Genomic DNA, 20,623 nt, shown 5'->3' on the forward strand with positions numbered 1-20,623 from the left:
CAAGGTGAGGAGGGTCGCGGATCATCGCAACCCTCCCCCTGCTTAAGCGAGTCGCCAATCAGACCGCGATCTTGCCGCCGCCCTGCTTGGTGATGGCAACGACCGCCGGACGCACCGGCATGTCCGGCTTGAAGTCCGGCCACCGGGTCGATGGATCCTCGTAATAGGAGGGGCGGCCAAAAGCTTCCCAGTCCTCGCCGCCGTCGCCCGGATGCTGGACGGCGACGAAGGCGGTCTGGTCGTCCGGCGCGAATAGCGGGCCGCACATCTCGGCGCCGATCGGCACGCGGAAGAACAGCTTTGAGGTCGCCCGCGCCGCGCCCTCGGTGTCGACCGCCCACAGGCCGTCGGTACGGCCGGTGGCCTTCGGGCCCTGGCCGTCGGTCGCGACCCACAGGCGGCCGGCCGAGTCGACGGCACAATTGTCCGGCATGCCGAACCAGCCATTGGCGGTGGTGGCAGTCGAGAAGGTGGCGCCGACATCGGCCACCGAAGGATCGCCGCACTTCAGCAGCACTTCCCACTTGCCCTTGGTGGCGGCGAAGTCGCCGCCGTCCTCGACAATCTCGATGATGTGGCCGAAGGCGTTCGCCGCGCGCGGGTTGGCGGCGTCGACCTGGTCGGCCTTGCGCTTGGAATTGTTGGTCAGCATGACATAGACCTTGCCGTTGCCGGCATTGGGCTGGATGTCTTCCGGCCGATCCATCTTGGTGGCGCCGAGCAGGTCGGCGGCGCGACGCGTCTCGATCAGAACGTCGGCCTGGCTGGCGAAACCGTTTTCCGCCGTCAGCGGACCTTCGCCGAACACGATCGGCATCCATTCGACCGAGCCGTCCTCGGCGAATTTGGCGACATGCAGCGTGCCCTCGTCGAGCAGGTTTATGTTGGCGGCGCGGTCGTTCGGATTGAACGTACCTTTGGTGACGAATTTGTAGACATAGTCGAAGCGCTCGTCGTCGCCGAGATAGAAGACGACGCGGCCATCCTTGGTGACGATCGATTCGGCGCCTTCATGCTTGAAGCGGCCCATGGCGGTTCGCTTCCTCGGCACCGAATTGGGGTCGTTGACGTCGACCTCGACGACCCAGCCGAAGCGGTTGGGCTCGTTCGGTTCCTTGGCGAGGTTGAAGCGATCGTAATGCGCGCCCCATTCATAGGCGCCCTCCGGAAATGCCGAGACGCTTGTAGTTGGCGGCCTCCTTGTGGCCTTCCGGCAACTCGCCCGAGAAATAGCCGTGCATGTTCTCCTCGGCCATCACATAGGTGCCCCAGGGCGTGACGCCGCCGGCACAGTTGTTGAGGGTGCCGAAGACCTTGGTGCCAGACGGGTCGGCATTGGTCTTGACGCGATCATGGCCGGCTACCGGACCGGACAGCGCCATTTCGGTGGTGGACATGATGCGGCGGTTGAGCTTGCCGTCACGCACCACCTGCCATTTGCCGCCCTCCTTGCGGATCTCGACGATGCTGCCGCCGTGCGCCGCCATTTCGACATCGACCTGCTCCTTGCTGAGCGGCGCCACCTCGGCGGCCTTCTTGCCGTCCTTGTCGACGATCTTGACGATGCCGGGGAACATCAGATGCGGGTTGGTGTATTCGTGGTTGACGACCAGCAGGCCTGAAGGCCGAGACCTCGGCGGCGCGCGCCTCGTCTGCCGCGACGAGCGCCAGCGGGCTCACGGTGGCGGCGATGGCCGAGACAGCCAGCGAACCCCTGAGGAAGTCGCGGCGCGAGAAGCGCGCGGCGATGATCTCGCCCATCGTGCGGTTGTCGGTAGGATTGACGGGCGGGCCGTCATTCTCCTCAAGCTGGCTGGTACGGAAGCGAATCTCAGGTTGGGTCATGGGCTGTCCTCTGGCTCTTGGGGTGGCTGGAACGTGTAACCGGTCGATCCCTATAGGCGCCCGATCACATTTTCGTGACATCAGCCCCATTAAGCAATGCCAATTTGCCGGCTGATGACTGTTCGCCCGCGCATTGGCGCCACACGAGGCCCACGACACACGGCGAGCAGACTCCCGAGCGCGCTCGGCGCAAGGACGCCAACCATGGCTGCGGGGCTTGCCTTGCGAGATTCCGCCTTCGATCCCGTCGCAGCGTAGCCTGCCCGACGCCATCAGCTTGACGGCTTCGCGCGCTTCGGAAACAAAAGCGGCGAGCGGTGCGGCGAAGGCCGCTTCGGGAGGGATGAAGGTGAGTCTCTGGGGACTGGCGCAGCTTGGCGTTTCGACTGTGATTTTCCTGCTGGCCGCGATGGCGGCCAAACAATGGGGACTGGCGCCGAGTCTCGGCAAGATCGTGCTGACGCTGGCGCTCTATTCCGCCGGCAATCTGATCATGCTCAGGCTGATCCGCGAATTCGGCATGTCGGTGTCGTTCAGCCTGTCGGCAGTGATCCAGCTGGTCTCAGTCAATGTCGTGGCGCTGGTCTTCTTTGGAGAGCGCCTCAACACTTTTCAAGCGACAGGCGTCGTGCTGGCGATCGCGGCCGTCGCGCTGATCACGCTCGGACCCTATATGCAGCGGCTGTAATTGGAGCAGGCCCGGCATGAAATCGACCGCCAAGGCGCTGCTCAACAGAATAGAATTCCCGGTGCTTGCGGCCGGGCTGGCCATCGCCTGCGGGCTATGGGGCCTGGTGGAACTCATGGGCGTGGCGCGCGCCACGACTCCGCATGCGTTGGACACGGAAATCCTGCTCGCCTTCCGCCATGCCGGGCAGCCGGACAGCCCGATCGGTCCGCTTTGGCTGCAAGGCGCGGTGCGCGATATCACCGCGCTCGGCAGCACCAGCGTACTGGTGCTGATCACGACTGCGGTGATCGTCTATTTTCTGCTGATGCGCCGACCGGCGACCGCACTGTTCGTGTTCGTTTCGGTGGCGGGCGGTCAGGCGGCGTCCAGCCTGCTCAAGTTCGAGGTCGACCGGCCCCGCCCCGATCTCGTCTCGCATCTCGTCAACGAGACCTCGCTCTCCTTTCCGAGCGGCCATGCGATGCTGTCGGCGGTGACCTATCTCACGCTGGGCTCGCTCGCCGCGCGTTTCCTACCGAACCGCAGGACGAAGATCTTCGTGCTCGGCCTCGCCGTGCTCACCACGGTGCTGGTCGGAACCAGCCGCGTCTATCTCGGCGTGCATTGGCCGTCCGACGTGCTTGCCGGCTGGTGCGCCGGCTTTGCCTGGGCCATGTTGTGCTGGCTTGCAGCGCGCCTTCTGCAGCGGCGCAAAGTGGTGGCGGACAGCGAATGAGTGCTCATGTTTCAACTGTTTGTTATGATGCTTGAAACATCATGATATTTGGATTATCCATTGATACTGCAGACTCAGACAGGGGTTCTGGCCGATGATCACTGCCGCGCAGATGCGCGCCGCGAGGGCGTTGGCTGGTATCGACCAGAAAACGCTCGCCGAGCGCGCCGGGGTTTCGCTTCCGACCATCCAACGCATGGAAGCGAGTGAAGGTGTCGTCAGAGGCGTGGTCGACACGCTGATGAAGGTCATCCAGGCACTCGACGAGGCCGGGGTGGAGCTGATCGGCGAGAACCAGGCCAGCGAGCGCGGCGGCAGGGGCGTGCGTCTCAAGCCTGCCACGCCGCAGAACTCCCAAGGCTGAGCCGCACAAGAAAGTCGCGACGGCGACCGCCGACAGCCCTGCCGACGATCCCGCCGCCCTTACGGAGCGGAAGGCAGTCCATGGATCAGGTCCGGCGGTCAATCCACCCCCAGGCGCGGCCGTCCTTTGCCGAGCTGTTCACGCCCAAGCTGGTCACGGTGCTGCGCGAAGGCTACACGCTGGCGCATTTCAGGGCTGACGCCGTCGCGGGGTTGACGGTGGCCATCGTGGCGCTGCCGTTGTGCATGGCGATCGCCATCGCGTCCGGCGTGACGCCGGAGCGAGGCCTCTACACCTCGATCGTTGGCGGCTTCATCATCTCCGCGCTTGGCGGCAGCCGCTTCCAGGTCGGCGGTCCGGCCGGCGCCTTCATCGTGCTGGTAGCGGCGACGGTGGCGCGCGTCGGCGTCGACGGGCTGCTGCTCGCAACGATGATGGCGGGCGTCTTCCTGCTCGCCATCGGCTACCTCAGGCTTGGCACCTACATCAAGTTCATTCCCTATCCCGTGACCGTCGGCTTTACCGCCGGGATCGCGGTCATCATCTTCTCCGGGCAGATCGTCGAACTGCTCGGGCTGAAACTCGGCGGCAAGGAGCCCGGGCCGCTGGTGCCGAAGCTGACCGTGATCGGCGAGGCGATCGGCACGATCAGTCCGGCCGCGACCTTCGTGGCGATGCTGACTGTCCTAACCATTGTCTTTTTGCGGCGCTGGCAGCCGAGATGGCCCGCGATGCTGATCGCCATCGGCGTCGCCTCGCTGGTCGTGGCGCTGTTCGCCCTGCCTGCGGAAACGATCGGCACGAGGTATGGCGGCATCCCGCGGAACCTGCAATGGCCAGCCCTGCCGCCGGTCAGCTTGGAGAGGATGATCCACGTGCTGCCGGACGCGATCGCCTTCGCGCTGCTCGGAGCGATCGAGTCGCTGCTCTCGGCCGTGGTCGCAGACGGCATGAGCGGAAGGCGGCACCGCTCCAATTGCGAACTGGTGGCGCAAGGCTTCGCCAACATCGCGTCAGCCTTGTTCGGCGGCATATGTGCCACCGGCACGATCGCTCGCACGGCCACCAACGTGAGGGCCGGCGCGCATGGCCCCGTCTCCGGCATGCTGCATTCGGCGATCCTGCTTGTCCTGATGCTGGCGGCGGCGCCCTTGGCCAGCTACATCCCGCTCGCCGCATTGGCCGGCGTACTCGCCGTCGTGTGCTGGAACATGTTCGAGAAGCAGGCTTTCCTCACGCTGCTCAGAGCCTCGCGTGGCGACGCGCTGGTGCTGATGGCGACGTTCCTGATCGTCATCTTCCGCGATCTGACGGAAGGCATCGTCGTCGGCTTCGCGCTCGGGTCGATCCTGTTCATCGATCGCATGGCCAAGTCCATCGCCGTCGAGGCCGATCTGCCGCTGGTGCCGGAGGACGTCGCCGATCGCGCCGCCACTTATGATTCAAGCCAGGCGGCCGACGCCGATACCGTCATCTATCGAATCTCCGGGGCCTTCTTCTTCGGTGCCGCCTCGACCGTCGGCGCCGTGCTCGACCGCATCGCAGACCAGCGCAAGAATTTCATCCTCGATTGCTCGGCGGTGCCGTTCCTCGACTCGACGGCGGCAAACGTCATCGGGGGTGCCGCGCACAAGGCCGGACGCGCCGGCGTGCGCTTCATCATCGCGGGCGCCGCGCCGCAGACACGGCGCATGCTGATCAACCAGGGCCTCAAGCGGCCGCTGGTCACGTATGCCGCCTCGATTCGCGACGCGCGGGCGCAGCTGAAAGCACAATCGCAGTCCGCGTAGAGCGACATGTTCTGTCAAACTGCCGCTTCGATCGGCTCGGCAAGTTTCGGGTTGGCGCGCGCCGCGATCAGGCAGCCGGCGACGATCAGGCAAGCCCCGGTCAGCGTGGTCCAGGCCACCTCCTCGCCGAAGAAGAACCAGCCGAGCGCGATCGCCCAGATGAAGGCCGAGTATTCCGTCGGGATGAGATATTGCGCTTCGGCGCGAGCGTAGGCCCAACTCATCAAGAATTGGCCGGCAAGCGACAGCATCGCCACCCCGACCAGGTGAAGCCACAGGTCACTCGGCAGCGCGACGGCGAGCCACGGCGCGGCGAGACCAAGGATGACCGCGATGCAGAGGTTCTGGCACAGCATGATCTCGACCGGCTTGGCCAACAGCGCCTGCCGCCGCGCGAGGATCAGATTGTAGCCATAGAACACAGTCGATACGAGCACCGCGGCCGTGCCCAGGAGCGCATCCTGCGAGTGGCCGGCCTGCCCGAACTGGCCGGCCAGAATGATCGCGACGCCGGCGATGCCGGCCAGCGACGCCCACACCGCCTGGCGCCGGATTCTCTCGCCCAGCAACAAGGCTGCGAGAAAAAGCGCAAACAGGGGCGCGACAAAGCTGAGCCCGATCGCCTCGGCGAGCGGCAATCTGGCGAGACCCCAAAAGAACGAAACCAGGACGATGCCGACGACCACGGCGCGCAGCGCATGCAGCCCCAGCACCGGAAGAGCGGGCTTCGAGCGCGGCCCCGCCGACCAGGCGGCGCCCGCGATCAAGGTCGAGACCAGGCTGCGCCACAGCACGGTGTTGTACACACCGACCGCGATGACCAGGGACTTCATCGCCGCGTCCATCCCGGACAAAAGGAAGATCGCCAGTGCGCATACGAGCACCGGGATCATTGGCGACACGGCGGCGCCGGTCAGGCTGGATGTCTTCACGGCTTGGCCCATGTGACGGTTGCTGCCGGATATCCCGGAGCGAGCGGCTGAACCAGATGGCAGCCCCGTCGATATGGCGGTCCAGCCCCGATCGACCTCGTTCCCGCCGCAATCGTCCTCAGTCGAGCTTCAGCGCCGCGACCGCGCCTTCGTTCATCAGCGGAACATAGATGGTCGAGTTGCCGTCGGTGCCGATATCGGCGCTGCCCGGCTTGAAAGTGGCGATCGCTTCCGGCGCGCCGCCGCCCTTGTAGCGATAGAGCGTGCCGGTCATGTAGGCGGTGGCATAGATCGTGTCGCCGATGGCGATGACGCCGTCGAGGTCGGCAAAGTTTTGCGCGCCCGGCAGCGGCGTCACCTTCTTGCTGGCGAGGTCGACGGCCAGCAGGCCGCCCGGCGCCGCCGTGCTGAAATCGGGCTTGATGCCCCTGCCCCAGGACGCGACGATCAGCCGGTCGCCATCGGCGAAGACGCCATTGGGCGAGGCGAGCAGCGCATCCTTGATGAACAGCTCCGGTTTGTCGCCGTCGATACGGTAGATCGTGTCGGCGAGCATATCCGTGACATAGACCTTGCCCGAGGCATCGGCGGTCATATCGTTGAGGAAGACGGCGCCGGGCACATCGATGGTAGAGACCAGCTTGCCGCTGGCGAGGTCGACGACGCGCACCTTGGTGATGTCGGCGGCGTAGAGCTTGCCGCCGGCAATCGCCATGCCCTTGGGCGCGTCCATGCCGTCCACCCAATGGCGGCTGATGACCTTGCCGTCCAGCGACAGCAGCGACAAATAGCCGTTGCCATCAGCTTCGCCCGGATTGCCGACGATGTTGGAGACGACGATGCGCTTGTTGGCGGCATCGACCAGCGCCGATTCCGGCTGCTCGAAGCCGCCGGCGCGCCAGATCTCGCCGGCCTCGGCGGTGGCAGCCGTTGCGATGCCGGCGATGGCGAGAAAGGTCGAAGCGATGAGGTTTTTCATGGTGCTCTCCTGTGTTGACGGCCAAGAGCTAGGTTTTTCGATACTTTTCCGGAAGCCAGTTCGAGCGTAGTATCGAGGAGCGATACGAATTCGCGCAAACGAGGTGCATTCCATGAACGGGCCGATCTTCGAGGCGCTGAAACGGACATTGAAGGCCAAGGGCCTGACCTACCGGGCGCTGGCCGAGCGCATGGGCGTTTCCGAGCCGACAGTGAAGCGCATCTTCCATGAGCGCAACTGCAAGCTCGATCGGCTGATACAAATCTGCGCCGCTGCGGACGTGGAACTGGAGAATGTGCTGGGCTCGATGAACCGGGGACCGGGACCGGCCAACCACGTCGCGCCGGAGATCGAGCGGAAGCTCGCCGCGCGGCCGGCGCTGCTCTTCGTCTTCATCATGCTGTCCGAAAAATTCACGCCAGAAGGCATCATGCGCTCACAGGGTCTCAGCGAAGCATCTATGTTCCTCTACCTGCGCGACCTGGAAGAGCTTGGGCTGGTGGCGCTCGGGCGCGGCCTGTCGGCAAGATTGCTGGTCGAGACACCGATCCAGTGGGATTTCGAGGGTCCGCTGCGGCCGCATTTCGAGACGACCAACAAGAATTTTGTCGGCTGGGCGATAACCCATCTGGAACGCGAAGCGACCTTCGTCAGCTTCTCGCGGCGCATGCGGCCGGAAACGGCGGAGATGGTGCGGCGCGAGGCGGAGGACTTGGCGGAGCGTGCCAGGCTGCTTGCCCATCACGACCAGCACACCACGCCGGAAGAGCAGCTCATCGGCTACAAATGGACCTTCGCCTTCGGCGCGACGCCGTTTCCGGCGATCATGCCGATCGGGCCGCATCCGCGCGATGCCGGCGCTCGGACGGATGCCGAGGCGAAAGCAAGGCGGCCGCTGCCGGCATAGGCGTCAGGCCGCGACCGGGCCGGCTTCCTCATGCGGCGGCGCGAGGTCGTCGCGAGCCTTGCGCGCGAGCTTTCTGGCCGACCGCTTGGGGCTGTCGCCGAACAATTCGGCGGCATCGGCAAGACAGGTCTTGCTGAGGCTTTTTTCCGCACGCTTCAGCAGCTTGCGCAGAAGCCTGGTGTCTTCGGGCGGACCGAGCGGCTCGCCAGCGGCGACGAGCAGCGCGCGCATGACGAAGACGTCATGCAGCTCGCCCAGCCGTTCGCCAAGCTTGTCAACCGCCTTGCGGCGCGCCTTGATCGGCGCCGGCCACAGGCGGCCGAGCAGCGACAGATGCATCGAATGCGTCTTGCACGCCTTGCGCAGGTCGTGAAAGTCATCGGCCTCGCCGCGCGAGCTCGCCTTATCCAGCGCCTTTTTCGCCCGCCGCAAGGCGGCGCGGGCGCCTTCGGCCAGTATGTCGGCCGCCTGCTCGGGCTGATCGGGGAGCGACAGCCTGTCGATACGCTGCAGCCCTTCCCGGCAGGCAGCGACCGCGGCGTTTATGGCAGCGTCGAGACCGGGGCCGGCATGGAGCTCGTGCTGGCGCAGCACCAGCCGCTCGCGGACGGGACCGAGCTCACCGGCCGCGGTTTCATCCGGAAAAGCGGAGCCCAGACGGTCGATGGTCTCGATGAGAGCGGTCGCCTCGCGCGGGCCGGCAAGCAGCGCCGACACCTGCTTGTAGCATTCGTTCTCGGTCTGGCAGAACGGTTCGTCTCCGGAACGAACCAGGCGCAACAAGGCGCGCACGCCCTTAAGCCGCTTACGGCACTTGTGCAGTCCCTGCTCCGGCTTGTCGCGCGCCGTCTCGAGTTGGCCAAGCGCCTTGCCGATCTCGTCAGCCAATATGCGCCTGACCTCGCCGGTCAGCGGCAAGCGCGGATCGATGCGAAAGCTCATGCGGCTATCTCCGGAATCCCGCCGAGGGCCAGCGACGCGTTGTAAAACCTCGACTCACCGGTGACCTCGCGGCCGAGCCAGTCGGGCAGCATTTCGTCAGGCACGTCCTCCGGCGTCTCCAACTCCGCGACCACCAGCCCCGAGAGCACTCCGCCGAACACATCGACTTCATAGAGAAAGCCGCGGTGCCTAACATGGTGACGTGTCTTCTCGATGACACGCCCGATCGCGAAGGCCATCAATTCCTCGGCCTCGGCGAGCGGGATCGGATATTCGAATTCGTCGCGCTCGCGCGCCTTGTTGCCGAACTTCAGCGTCAGCGCGGCGGAGCCTCCGTCGCTGATGCGTACGCGAACCGTGCGTCCAGGCTGCGCGGCGACGTAGAACTGACGAATGCGGATATGCGCCTCGACCAGGCTGCGCCAGGCGGGATCAGCGACCAGGAACTTGCGCTCGACTTCCTTGCCCATGGCCGCGCACTAAAGCCCGCCCGCAGGAAGATGGCAAGCCGCGTTGGAATTCAATTTGACTTTAATCAATCGATTGATTAAATTGGTGCAATGAGCAAACAAACGAACGCCAAAGGGCCGCAACGCGAAGCCTCTCCCGCCGATCAAACGCGCGCGGCGCTGGTGCAGGCCGCGCTGAACCTGTTCGGCCGGCAGGGCTTCGACGGCACCTCGACGCGCGAGATCGCGGCCGAGGCCAAGGCCAATATCGGCTCGATCGCCTATCATTTCGGCGGCAAGGAGGGGCTGCGCGCCGCCGCCGCCGACTTCATCGTCGAGACCATCCAGGGGATCGCCGGCCAGGCGCTCGGCGCACCCCAGCCGGCGGCCCCTTCGAGCCCGGAAGCCGCCCGGGCGCAGCTCTTTGCCGCGCTGGCGCGGATGGTCGGCTTTGTCGTGGCAAGTCCCCAGGCCGGCGAGATCGTACAATTCGTACTGCGCGAGCTCTCGCACCCGACGGCGGCGCTCGACCGCATTTATGCCGGCGTGTTCGAACCGACGCATCGCCGGCTGTGCCAGATCTGGGAGCAGGCGACCGGCGAACCGGCCGAGAGCGAGGCCACCAGGCTCACCGTGTTCACCATCATCGGGCAGGTCATCTATTTCCGCATCGGACGCGAGGCGGTGATGCGCAGGATGGGCTGGCGCGAGATCGGCGACAAGGAGGCCGCCAAGGTCGTGGCGGTCGCGACCGACAACCTCAGGGCAATGCTTGCGGCGCGCGACGCAGCCGCCGGCAGGAAGGTCAAATCATGAGCTTACTCTGTTCGCTGCCGCTCGCGGCCCAGCTGTTCGGCGCCTGCGCGCCGGCCGCCCCGCTTGCCGTCGGCTATGTCGAAGGCGAATATGTGCTGCTGGCGCCGATCGAAGTCGCGCAGGTCGAGACCGTGACGGTCAAGCGCGGCGACCGTGTCGAGTCGGGCGCGCCGGTGGTGACGCTGGAAAGCGCCGATGCCAAGATCGCCGTGGCGCAAGCCCAGGCCGCGCTCGCCCAAGCGCAGGCGCAGCTTGCCGACCTCAAGGTGGGCAAGCGGCCGGAAGAGATCGCCGTGCTCAAGGCGCAGGTGGACATGGCGAAGGCGCAGGCTGCCGACGCCAAACGCAAATATGACCGCGCCAGCGATCTCTACAAGCGCGGCACCGGCACCCAGGCCGATTATGACACGGCCTCGGCTTCGCTGGAGACCGCCAACGCGCAGGTCGGCCAGGCGGAGGCGAACCTTGCCGTCGGCGGCCTGCCGGCGCGGGCCGAAACGATCAGAGCTGCCGAGAACCAGGTCAAGCAGGCGCAATCGGAATTGGGGCAGGCCGAGTGGCGCCTGTCCAAGCGCGTGCTGGCGGCGCCTTCGCCCGGCCGCATCGACGACGTGATCCGCAATCCCGGCGATACGGCCGGACCGACCGCGCCGGTGATCTCGATGCTGCCCGACGGCGCGGTAAAACTCAGCGTCTATGTGCCGGAGACGGCCTTCTCCTCGGTCAAGGTCGGCACCCTGCTCAGCGTCCGTTGCGACGGCTGCGGGCCGGATTTGAAGGCACGCGTCAGCTATGTGTCGCCCGATCCCGAGTTCACCCCGCCGGTGATCTACTCGCTCGAGAACCGGCAGAAGCTGGTCTATCTCGTCGAGGCGCGGCCGGAGGGCGATGCCCATCCGCTGCAGCCCGGCCAGATCGTCGATGTCGACCTGGCGGATATTGACAGATGAACGTCATCGACGTCCGTGGGTTGGTCAAGCGCTTCGGCGACAAGACCGTCGTCGACCATGTCACGATGGCGGTTGCCGAGGGCGAGATCGTCGGTTTCCTCGGGCCGAACGGCTCGGGCAAGACGACGACCATCCGCATCATGTGCGGGCTTTTGACGCCGGATGCGGGCGAGGGCACGGTGCTCGGCTTCGACATCCTTACCGACGCGCTCAAGATCAAACGCGAAGTCGGGTACATGACGCAGAAATTCTCGTTCTACGAGGATCTGACGATCGGCGAGAATCTCGAATTCGTGGCGCGGCTCTACCAGCTGAAGCCGGTCGAGGAGTATGTCTCGCAAACGCTGCAGGAACTCGGCCTGACGACGCGCCGCAACCAGCTCGCCGGCACGCTTTCCGGCGGCTGGAAGCAGCGGCTGGCACTCGCTGCCTGCATCATGCACAAGCCGAAGCTGCTGCTGCTCGACGAGCCGACGGCTGGCGTCGACCCGAAGGCACGGCGCGAGTTCTGGGACGAGATCCACCGCCTGGCCAGCGGCGGGCTCACCGTGCTGGTCTCCACCCATTACATGGACGAGGCCGAGCGCTGCCACCGCATCAGCTACATCTCCTACGGCAAGATGCTGGCCACCGGCACCGTGGACCAGGTGGTGAGGAATGCCGGCCTTACCACCTTCGTGCTGCAGGGACCGCGGCTCGACCGCGTGGCCGAGGCGCTGCAGGGGCGTCCGGGCGTCGACCAGGTGGCGCCGTTCGGCGCCACGCTGCATGTCGTCGGCTCCGACAAGGCAGCCCTCGAAAAGTCGCTCGCCGATGTCGAGAAGGAGCACAAAGGGGTGACGGTGGCGCCGGGCGAGACCAGCCTGGAAGATGTCTTCATCCAGTTCATGTCCGGCTCGAAGGACAACATGGCATGAGAGATGGCGTGAGAGCGATCTTTTCCTTCTCGAGACTCGGCGCGCTGCTGATCAAGGAATTCATCCAGATGCGGCGCGACCGCATCACCTTCGCCATGATGCTGGGCGTGCCGCTGATACAGCTGGTGCTGTTCGGCTATGCCATCAACAACGACCCGAAGAGCCTGCCGGCAGCACTCGTCGCGACCAGCAGCGATCCCTACACGCGGGCGATGGTCTCGGCGCTGCAGACCACCGGCTACTATCGCTTCGACCATGTGGCGCAAAGTGCGTCGCAAGCCGAGTTCCTGATGTCGCGCGGCGATGTCGCCTTCGTCGTCACCATCCCGGCCGATTTCGCGCGACGGGTGGAGCGCGGCGACAATCCGCAGATCCTGATCGAGGCGGACGCCACCGATCCGGCGGTGGCGAGCGGTGCCATCTCGACGCTGAGCACCGTCGCCGGCCAAGCGCTGCTGAGAGCGCAAGGCATGCAGGAAGCGGCGAAGGAGGCGGCGCGCGGCCAGCTCGATGTCGTCGTGCACCGGCGCTACAATCCGGAAGGCATCTCGCAATACAACATCGTTCCCGGCCTGCTCGGCGTCATCCTGCAGATGACCATGGTGATGATGACCTCGATCGCGCTGACGCGCGAGACCGAGCGCGGCACGATGGAAAATCTTTTGGCCATGCCGTCCAGCCCGCTTGAGATCATGCTGGGCAAGGTGCTGCCTTACCTGGTGGTCGGCGCGGTGCAGGTGGTGGTGGTGCTGGCAGCGGCGAAGCTCCTGTTTTCCATTCCCTTCATGGGATCGCTGTCGCTCCTGCTCTCGGCGGTGCTGGTGTTCGTGCTGGCGCTGGTGCTGCTTGGCTACACGATTTCGACGATCGCGCGCACGCAGATGCAGGCGCTGCAGCTCACCTTCTTCTTCTTCCTGCCCTCGATCATGCTGTCGGGCTTCATGTTCCCCTATCGCGGCATGCCGGGCTGGGCGCAGATCCTTGGCGAGATCTTTCCGCTGACGCATTTCTTGCGCATCACCCGCGCCGTCATGCTGAAGAGCGCGGAACTGCCGGCTGTGGCGACCGAGATCGGCTGGCTGGTGGTGTTCGTGGCGTTGTTTGCCGGCGTTGCGCTGGTGCGGTTCCGGCGGACGCTGGATTGAGCGGCGACTGACCGATCAGGCCGCCGCCGCCATGATCTCCGCGTAGGTGCCGAAATCGACATTGCCGCCGGAAAGCACCACCGCCACGCATTTGCCGGCGAGATCGATCTCGCCGGACGCGAGCGCCGCGAGCGCAACGCAGCCGCCGGGCTCGACCACCAGCTTCAAGTACGCCATGGCGTCGCGCATGGCTTGCGCCGTGGCCTTGTCCGAGACGGCGATGGCGCCGGCGAGGTTTTTGCGGTTGATCTCAAAGGTGATGGCACCGGGCTCGGCGGTCAGGATCGCATCGCAAATAGAGGTGTGGCCGGGCTCATTCGAGACCCGGTCACCCTTGGCGAGCGAGCGGCGCGTGTCGTCGAAATGCTCCGGCTCGACCGCCCAGACTTGCGTCTGTGCCGAGGCGTCCTTCACCGCGACGGAAATGCCGCTCGACAGACCCCCGCCGCCGCAGGGCACGACAACTGCGTCCAGGCTGACGCCCAGCGCCTTCGCTTGGCGCACCAGCTCCAGCCCGATGGTGCCCTGGCCGGCAATGATGGCCGGATCGTCGAAAGGCGGCACCAGCGCCATGCCCTTCTCGATATAGGGGCGAACGATGGTCATGCGGTCGTCCTTGAAGCGGTCGAACGGCACCACCTCGGCGCCCATCTTGCGCACATTGCCGACCTTGAGCGCCGGCGCGTCCGCGGGCATGGCAATGACCGCCCTGACGCCGAACATGGCGGCCGAAGCGGCGACACCCTGCGCGTGATTGCCGGACGAAAAGGCGACGACGCCGCGGCTGCGCTCTTCTTCGCTTAAGCACGACAATTTGTTGTAGGCGCCGCGGATCTTGAAGGAACCGGTGCGCTGCAGCGTCTCCGGCTTGAACAGGATGCGGCCGCCATAGCGGTTGTTGAGCTCCGGCGATTCGATCAGCGGCGTTTCGACGATCAGCCCGGAAAGCCTGGCGGCAGCGGCGTGGATGTCGGAGATGCCGGGGAGGGCGGTCATGGTGGGCCTCGTGAGAATGATGCACATATGCTGCACGGAAAATGCCGCGGCGCGCCAACGAAAAAATGTGATGGAGACAATATTGGCGATGATAGCGTCGACGGCCGTCACCTTCGTCAGTCTCAGGCGGAGCAAGGAGCGAGGCGACGCGGGAATCCATGTCGGCACCTTCGCGATGCGGGCAGCCGAAGCAGAACGGACACTCTTCGCAGGGTCCTCCAGAGCGCGCTCTCGCTTCTGCATTCCGTGATAGCGCTCGCGACATGATCCTCGGGTCAAGCCCGAGGATGACGAAGCGAAGGGCGGCCGCTGCTCACCCCAGCAGCGCGCGCGTCCGCTTCTTGCCGCCGAGCTTGCGCCAGCTGTTGAAACGATGCGTGGCGGCAGCAAAAGAGATCTTCATCTGCTGGGCGACCGTGTAGCGCGACTTGCCGTCGTCGAACATGCGGTAGCAGCATTCGACGCCTTCCTCGGTCAGCTTGCCGTCCAGCGTCTTGTTGTGCGGATTGGCGGGGTCGAATTTTTCGGCCTGCTGCTCGACCAGGCCTTTGAGCCGCTGCAGGTCGGCCTCGATGCTGGCGATGAGATCGAGAACCGGCTTTGGATCGAATGCGTGCGGGGGCTTCTTGTCCGTCATCCCGTGTTTCCTTCGTTTTTGGCTAATGCGTTCCATATAGGTGAACATTCGGCAATAATGAAGGGTGCGAGCGGAAAGCTGGATCGACGAATTCTGCCTGTCCCGCGGCGTTCGCGATTGACCCTCGGCAAACGATTCCCTAGTTTAGAATCGTTCTAAACTAGGGTGATTTTCTCATGCTTTCCCGTGTTTTCGGCTTTGGCCGCCGCTCCTTCGATTCGCTGTCGGAGCAGGAAATCCTGGCGCTGGCGATTTCGTCGGAGGAGGACGACGGACGCATCTACCGGGCCTATGCCGACGGGCTGGCACAAGAGTTTCCACAATCGGCCAAGGTGTTCGAGGCCATGGCGGAGGAGGAAGACGGCCACCGCGATTCCCTCATCGAGCTTCACCGCAAGCGCTTCGGCGAGCGCATCCCGCTGATCCGGCGCGAGCATGTGCGAGGCTACTACGAACGCAAGCCCGACTGGCTGGTGCGGCCGCTCGGCATCGAGCATGTGCGCCGTCAGGCCGAGGACATGGAGCGGCAGGCTTATCGCTTCTATGTCGAGGCGGCCAAGCGCACCACCGATGCGTCGACCCGGAAGCTGCTCGACGAATTGGCGGCGGCGGAACTCGGCCACGAGAACTCCGCGCATGAACTCGAACAGGAGCACGTCCCGGGCGAGGTAAAGGAGGAGGAAGCGACAACCGAGCAGCGCCAGTTCATCCTCACCTATGTGCAGCCGGGGCTGGCCGGGCTGATGGACGGGTCGGTGTCGACCCTGGCGCCGATCTTCGCCGCCGCCTTCGCCACCCATGCAACCTTCCAGACCTTCCTCGTCGGCCTCGCCGCCTCGATCGGCGCCGGCATCTCGATGGGCTTCACCGAGGTGGCTTCCGACGACGGCAAACTTTCGGGGCGCGGCTCGCCGGTGAAGCGGGGGCTCACCGTCGGCATCATGACGACGCTGGGGGGACTCGGCCACGCGCTGCCCTATCTCATTCCCTATTTCTGGACGGCAACGATCGTTGCCGCGATCGTCGTGTTCTTCGAACTGTGGGCGATCGCCTTCATCCAGAACCGCTACATGCAGACGCCGTTCTGGCGCGCCGCCTTCCAGGTGGTGCTGGGCGGCGCGCTGGTGTTCGGAGCGGGTGTGCTGATCGGCAATGCGTGAGGGCCGACCCTCCTTCTCCCCTTGCGGGAGAAGGTGTCGCCGAAGGCGACGGATGAGGGGTGTTCCAGGGAACGCCGACGTCTCACTCCGCTGGAACACCCCTCAGCCGTCTCGGCGCTGCGCGCCGATCCACCTTCTCCCACAAGGGGAGAAGGGAGAGCCGCGTTTCACCCATTCACTATGCGGCTGTCTTCGGGCGCTTCAGCCCTTTCATTTAGCCCGTAATCGCGCACCACATGGGCGATGCGCAGACGATAGCCGGCAAAGATGCCGCCACGGCCGGCCTTCTGCGCCTGCCGGTGCTCCTCGGTGTTGCGCCAGGCCTTGACGGCTTCCTCGTCGCGCCAGAAGGACAGCGAGAGCACGCGCCTCGGATCGGTCAGGCTCTGGAAGCGCTCGACCGAGATGAAGCCATCGATGCCGTCGAGCAGGGGCTTGAGCTCGGCGGCGATGCCAAGATAGGCGTCACGTTTTCCCTCCGCCGGCTCGACTTCGAAGATGACGGCGATCATGCCTCTATCCCTTCTTTGACCGCTACGTCGGTGCGAAAGACCTGCCTCGGGCCATGCGGTGCCGAGACCAGTTTCAGGAAGATCCGGTCTTCCTTGAGAATGAATTTCTCGCGCCGCGCGAACTCATAGTTTGCCTTGCCGGCCGGGTCGGCGGCAAGCCGCGCGCGATAGGCTTCGTAGGCCGCGAGGTTCTCGATGTTGTAGGCCGCGTAAGCCGTGGTGGCCGAACCCTCATGCGGCGCGAAATAGCCGATCAGCTCGGCGCCGCAGCGCGGAATGGCCTGACCCCAGGCGCGCGCATATTGCTCGAACGCGGCCTTGCCGAAAGGGTCGATCTCGTAGCGGATGAAGCAGGTGACGGTCATTTCGGTCTCCTCGTCGATTGGCTTACTGGGTCGGTGGGCTTGCTGGCGGCGACGGTTCGACCACGGTCGAAACATCGCTTCACCGGCTGTGCTAGACGTTCTGGTGTCAGCAGCGTTTGCCGAGCTCCTTGAGCTCGCCTGAGAATAGTGCTTCCCTCACGGGAATGCTTCGATGAGGATCGAACTATGCGTGAAGGACCCGATATCGCCCGCATCGCCAGCCTGGTCGGCGACCCGGCCCGCGCCAACATGCTCAACGCGCTGATGGGCGGCACGGCGCTGACCGCGTCGGAGCTGGCGCTTGAAGCCGGCGTGTCGCTGCCCACCGCGTCCTCGCATCTGTCCAAGCTGATGGACGGCGGGTTGCTGACGCTGGCGAGCCAGGGCCGGCATCGCTACTACGGCCTTGCCGGCCCGCAGGTGGCGGGCATGCTCGAGGCGATCATCGGCGTCGCCGAGGCGGTCGGCCCGAAGCGGGTGCGACCCGGCCCGCGCGACGCGGCCATGCGCGTGGCGCGGGTGTGCTACGACCATCTTGCCGGCGAGCAGGCGGTGGCGATGCTCGACCGTCTGGTCGACCGGAAGCTGCTGCTGCGCCAGGAGAACGAGATCAGGCTGTCGCCGTCAGCCATTTCGCATTTCGCCGCGCTCGGCATCGAGATCGACAGCAAAGCGAAGCGGCCGATCTGCCGCGCCTGCCTCGACTGGAGCGTGCGGCGCTCGCATCTGGCCGGCGCGCTGGGCGCCGCCATCCTCGACAAGGTCATCGTCGAAAAATGGGCGCGGCGCGACAAGGACAGCCGCGCCGTGGTGTTCTCGCCGAAGGGCAAGCAGGAGTTCGAGAGGGTATTTCTGGCGTGACGGACTGGCCGGCTCGGCTGTTGGCTAAGCCCGCTTGAGCGGTTTGCCCAGCTTGAAGAAATCCGCCCACGGATCGGCCTTCTTCAGCTGCTTTAGCGTCGTGGCGTCGCCGAGCGGAAACGCATTGGGCGGCAGGCCCTTCTCGATCTCCGGCCAGGTCACCGGCATCGACACCGTCGCGCCCTTCTTGGCGCGCGAGGAATAGGGCGCGACCGTGGTCGCGCCGCGGCCGTTGCGCAGGTAGTCGACGAAGATCTTGCCGGTGCGCGCCTTCTTCGACAGCGTCGCCGTGTAGCGGTCGGGCGCGGCCTGCTCCAGGGCGCGGGCGAAATCATGGGCGAAGTCCTTCACCTCGTCCCATTCGGCGGAGGGCTTGAGCGGCACCAGCACGTGATAGCCCTTGCCGCCAGACGTCTTGACCAGCGTCGGCAGCGACAGGTCGTTCAGCTTGGCTCGGATATCGAGGGCGGCGGCACGCACCGCCTCGACCCCGATGCCCTCGTCCGGATCGAGGTCGAAGATGATCTGGTCCGGCTTTTCCAGTTCGTCGACGGTCGAGCCCCAGATATGAACCTCGACGACGCCGTATTGGACAAGGGCTGCAAGCCCGTCGAAATCCCTGATGAACAAGATCTCCTCGCCGTCGGTCGGATCGTTCATCCTGGCGATCTTGTCGCTCATGCCCGGTGAGGCATGTTTTTGGAAGAAGCGCTGGCCATGGATACCGTCGGGCGCCCGCACAAGGCTGAGCGGCCGGTTGACGACGAATGGCTCAATTCGCGGCCAGACCAGGGCGTAGTGATCGAGGAGATCCTGCTTGGAGACCTTTTCGTCGGGCCACAGCAGCTTGTCGGGATGCGACAGCTTCACCGAGGTCTTCGCCGTTCCGGCCGAGGTTTTTGTCTCGGTCCTGCCGCTGCTCGCCTTTGCTCCGCTTTTTGTCTTGCCGTCGGCTTGCTTCGGCTTTTCCTGCACCACGTCCTCCGCCGGCTTGTCCTCGCGCAGCCCCTGGAACGAGGCGTGGCGGATTATATGGTCGGATGTCCAGCTGCGGAACTCCACTTCGCCGACAAGCTCGGGCTTGACCCAGACGAGGCCCTTGCCCTTCGGCACGGCGGCAGAAAAAGGCGACTTCGTCGTCTTGAGGCTGTCGAGTTTTTTCGTAAGGTCCGCAGCCACCTTGCCGGAAAAGCCGGTGCCGACGCGGCCGGCATAGTTGAGCTTGCCGCCTTCATGATAGCCGACCAGCAGCGAGCGCAGGCCGCGCCCGGTCTTGTCCGAGGGCAAGTAGCCGCCGATGACGAATTCCTGGCGCAGCGTGCACTTCGACTTGATCCAGGTGAGGCCGCGGCCGCTGCGATAGAGCGCGTCGGCACGTTTCGACACCACGCCTTCGAGACCCATGCGGCAGACATGCTGCAGCATGACGCTGCCTGGTTCCGCAAAATGATCGCTGAAGCGGACGGCGGATTGCTCCGACCGCTCGCCGAGCAGTTCGGCCAGCGCCTGCTTGCGCTCGACCAGCGGCTCGCGGCGAAGGTCCTCGCCATTGAGCCGCATCAGGTCGAAGACGTAGTAGATGAAGCGGTCGGTGCGACCGGCCGAGAGATCCGCCTGCAGCATGGCGAAGGAGGACACGCCGCTGTCGGCCAACACGACGATCTCGCCGTCGATGATGGCGTCGCGGCATTTCAGTCCGGCAAGCTCGGCCACGACCGGACCTTCGAACTTCTTCGTCCAGTCAAGGCCGGTGCGGGTCAGCAGCCGGACATCGCTGCCGGCGATCTGCGCCTGCATGCGGTAGCCGTCGAACTTCACCTCATGCACCCATTCCTCGCCGGAAGGCGCATTCTTTTCGAGCGTCGCCAGCTGCGGCTCGACGAATTCGAGGCGTGGGGATTTTGCCTTGCCTGCAGCCGGCTTGTTGGAATGCCAGACCCTTGGTTTGGCGCCCTTGGCCGTCTTGCCTTCGCCGATCTCCTCGATGGTCAAGCCCGACTTTACCGATTGCGGCGCCTCTACAAGTATGTCTTCACCAGGGCGGGCGGCGGCGTCATTGGATTTGATCAGCAGCCAGTTGTCGCGCTTTTCGCGCGGGCGCGGCTTCAGCCTGACCAGATGCCAGCGGCCGTTGAGCTTCTGGCCTTCGAGCTCGAAGTCGATATGGCCCTTCTTCATGCCCTTGGCCGGGTCGCCGTCGGGGATCCACCGGCCTTCGTCCCAGACGAGGACGGAACCGCCGCCATATTCGCCCTTCGGAATGGTGCCCTCGAAAGACGCATAGTCGATCGGGTGGTCCTCGACATGCACCGCCAGCCGCCTCTCGTGCGGGTCGAGACTCGGTCCGCGCGTGACCGCCCAGCTCCACAACACGCCATCATGCTCGAGCCGAAAGTCATAGTGGAGCCGCGTCGCGGCATGCTTCTGGACAACGAAGATGCCGCCGGCGTCGGTCTTCTTGCCGGGCGCGAGCTGGCCGGCCGGCTCCGAGGTTTTCCGGAAATCGCGCTTGGCGTGGTATTGCTCGAGGCCGGCCATGACATCGTGCTCCTATGCGGATCTGCGCCTACTTAGACGCCACGGCGACCTCCCTGGCAGGCGGGTGCCATCGCAACGGCCAAGGCTCCGCTTCGGTTCCGGGCAGGCGAAA

Annotated in this window: 20 protein-coding genes and 1 pseudogene; 11 read left to right on the plus strand and 10 right to left on the minus strand. The window is 65.2% G+C overall.

The annotated features are described in order from the left end of the window. Positions 1-58: 58 nt before the first annotated feature. A pseudogene (locus CK222_RS04110) lies at positions 59-1,845 on the minus strand (PhoX family phosphatase). A gap of 349 nt (positions 1,846-2,194) precedes the next feature. Here CK222_RS04110 and CK222_RS04115 point away from each other — a divergent pair. The 4 genes from CK222_RS04115 to CK222_RS04130 all read left to right on the plus strand — a co-directional run bounded on the left by CK222_RS04115 (position 2,195) and on the right by CK222_RS04130 (position 5,405). Beyond that, positions 2,195-2,533, plus strand: coding sequence for a hypothetical protein (locus CK222_RS04115; RefSeq protein ID WP_067003308.1), 339 nt, complete (start codon positions 2,195-2,197; stop codon positions 2,531-2,533). Positions 2,534-2,549: 16 nt separating this feature from the next. Continuing rightward, on the plus strand, positions 2,550-3,251 hold the full coding sequence (locus CK222_RS04120) for a phosphatase PAP2 family protein (protein ID WP_067323413.1): 702 nt from the start codon (positions 2,550-2,552) through the stop codon (positions 3,249-3,251). 94 nt (positions 3,252-3,345) lie between these two features. Next, positions 3,346-3,615 (plus strand): helix-turn-helix transcriptional regulator, encoded by a 270-nt coding sequence (locus CK222_RS04125; protein ID WP_067003144.1) that lies wholly within the window; start codon positions 3,346-3,348, stop codon positions 3,613-3,615. 80 nt (positions 3,616-3,695) lie between these two features. Next, a complete protein-coding gene (locus tag CK222_RS04130) occupies positions 3,696-5,405 on the plus strand; it encodes a SulP family inorganic anion transporter (protein WP_095799511.1) in 1,710 nt (569 codons plus the stop codon). A gap of 14 nt (positions 5,406-5,419) precedes the next feature. Here the strand turns inward: CK222_RS04130 and CK222_RS04135 are convergent, their stop codons facing one another. Continuing rightward, entirely contained in the window at positions 5,420-6,349 is a 930-nt protein-coding gene (locus CK222_RS04135; protein ID WP_095799512.1) for a DMT family transporter, read from the minus strand. Positions 6,350-6,455: 106 nt separating this feature from the next. After that, complete coding sequence (locus tag CK222_RS04140; protein ID WP_067323425.1) at positions 6,456-7,316, minus strand: ATP/GTP-binding protein; 861 nt, start codon at positions 7,314-7,316, stop codon at positions 6,456-6,458. Between the two features lie 112 nt (positions 7,317-7,428). On the opposite strand from CK222_RS04140, the gene CK222_RS04145 reads away from it, so the two are divergent. Further along, positions 7,429-8,223: a helix-turn-helix transcriptional regulator gene (locus CK222_RS04145; RefSeq protein ID WP_095799513.1), complete on the plus strand. Its 795-nt coding sequence runs from the start codon at positions 7,429-7,431 to the stop codon at positions 8,221-8,223. A gap of 3 nt (positions 8,224-8,226) precedes the next feature. On the opposite strand, the gene CK222_RS04150 is transcribed toward CK222_RS04145, so the two are convergent. Beyond that, positions 8,227-9,165 carry a CHAD domain-containing protein gene (locus tag CK222_RS04150; protein ID WP_095799514.1) on the minus strand — a complete coding sequence of 313 codons (939 nt, stop codon included), beginning with the start codon at positions 9,163-9,165 and terminating at the stop codon, positions 8,227-8,229. Continuing rightward, positions 9,162-9,635, minus strand: coding sequence for a CYTH domain-containing protein (locus CK222_RS04155; RefSeq protein ID WP_095799515.1), 474 nt, complete (start codon positions 9,633-9,635; stop codon positions 9,162-9,164). Before CK222_RS04155 ends, CK222_RS04150 begins: the two co-directional genes overlap by 4 nt. Before the next feature lie 90 nt (positions 9,636-9,725). Here CK222_RS04155 and CK222_RS04160 point away from each other — a divergent pair, with 90 nt between their 5' ends. The 4 genes from CK222_RS04160 to CK222_RS04175 are packed head-to-tail and all read left to right on the plus strand — an operon-like array spanning position 9,726 to position 13,442. Continuing rightward, on the plus strand, positions 9,726-10,430 hold the full coding sequence (locus CK222_RS04160; protein ID WP_095799516.1) for a DUF1956 domain-containing protein: 705 nt from the start codon (positions 9,726-9,728) through the stop codon (positions 10,428-10,430). Then, on the plus strand, positions 10,427-11,380 hold the full coding sequence (locus CK222_RS04165) for an HlyD family efflux transporter periplasmic adaptor subunit (RefSeq protein ID WP_095799517.1): 954 nt from the start codon (positions 10,427-10,429) through the stop codon (positions 11,378-11,380). Before CK222_RS04160 ends, CK222_RS04165 begins: the two co-directional genes overlap by 4 nt. Further along, on the plus strand, positions 11,377-12,297 hold the full coding sequence (locus tag CK222_RS04170; protein ID WP_095799518.1) for an ABC transporter ATP-binding protein: 921 nt from the start codon (positions 11,377-11,379) through the stop codon (positions 12,295-12,297). The genes CK222_RS04165 and CK222_RS04170 overlap by 4 nt, the downstream gene beginning before the upstream one ends. A gap of 8 nt (positions 12,298-12,305) precedes the next feature. Further along, the gene (locus CK222_RS04175; RefSeq protein WP_067003310.1) at positions 12,306-13,442 is read left to right on the plus strand and encodes an ABC transporter permease; all 1,137 of its coding nucleotides are present in this window, start codon (positions 12,306-12,308) and stop codon (positions 13,440-13,442) included. Between the two features lie 15 nt (positions 13,443-13,457). On the opposite strand, the gene CK222_RS04180 is transcribed toward CK222_RS04175, so the two are convergent. Both CK222_RS04180 and CK222_RS04185 read right to left on the minus strand, forming a co-directional pair. Continuing rightward, positions 13,458-14,438 carry a threonine/serine dehydratase gene (locus tag CK222_RS04180; RefSeq protein WP_095799941.1) on the minus strand — a complete coding sequence of 327 codons (981 nt, stop codon included), beginning with the start codon at positions 14,436-14,438 and terminating at the stop codon, positions 13,458-13,460. 313 nt (positions 14,439-14,751) lie between these two features. Next, positions 14,752-15,075, minus strand: coding sequence for a hypothetical protein (locus CK222_RS04185; RefSeq protein ID WP_067003166.1), 324 nt, complete (start codon positions 15,073-15,075; stop codon positions 14,752-14,754). Between the two features lie 176 nt (positions 15,076-15,251). On the opposite strand from CK222_RS04185, the gene mbfA reads away from it, so the two are divergent. Beyond that, the gene (gene mbfA / locus CK222_RS04190; RefSeq protein ID WP_067003167.1) at positions 15,252-16,235 is read left to right on the plus strand and encodes an iron exporter MbfA; all 984 of its coding nucleotides are present in this window, start codon (positions 15,252-15,254) and stop codon (positions 16,233-16,235) included. A gap of 167 nt (positions 16,236-16,402) precedes the next feature. Here the strand turns inward: mbfA and CK222_RS04195 are convergent, their stop codons facing one another. Further along, positions 16,403-16,747, minus strand: a complete 345-nt coding sequence (locus CK222_RS04195) for an antibiotic biosynthesis monooxygenase (RefSeq protein WP_067003170.1) — start codon at positions 16,745-16,747, stop codon at positions 16,403-16,405. After that, complete coding sequence (locus tag CK222_RS04200; protein ID WP_095799519.1) at positions 16,744-17,112, minus strand: NIPSNAP family protein; 369 nt, start codon at positions 17,110-17,112, stop codon at positions 16,744-16,746. The genes CK222_RS04195 and CK222_RS04200 overlap by 4 nt, the downstream gene beginning before the upstream one ends. A 186-nt stretch (positions 17,113-17,298) precedes the next feature. Here CK222_RS04200 and CK222_RS04205 point away from each other — a divergent pair, with 186 nt between their 5' ends. Continuing rightward, positions 17,299-17,973, plus strand: coding sequence for a winged helix-turn-helix domain-containing protein (locus CK222_RS04205; protein WP_067323441.1), 675 nt, complete (start codon positions 17,299-17,301; stop codon positions 17,971-17,973). A gap of 24 nt (positions 17,974-17,997) precedes the next feature. Here the strand turns inward: CK222_RS04205 and ligD are convergent, their stop codons facing one another. After that, positions 17,998-20,511, minus strand: coding sequence for a DNA ligase D (gene ligD, locus CK222_RS04210; protein ID WP_095799520.1), 2,514 nt, complete (start codon positions 20,509-20,511; stop codon positions 17,998-18,000). Positions 20,512-20,623: the final 112 nt, after the last annotated feature.

The sequence above is a fragment of the Mesorhizobium sp. WSM3866 genome, assembly GCF_002294795.1.
GTDB lineage: Bacteria > Pseudomonadota > Alphaproteobacteria > Rhizobiales > Rhizobiaceae > Mesorhizobium.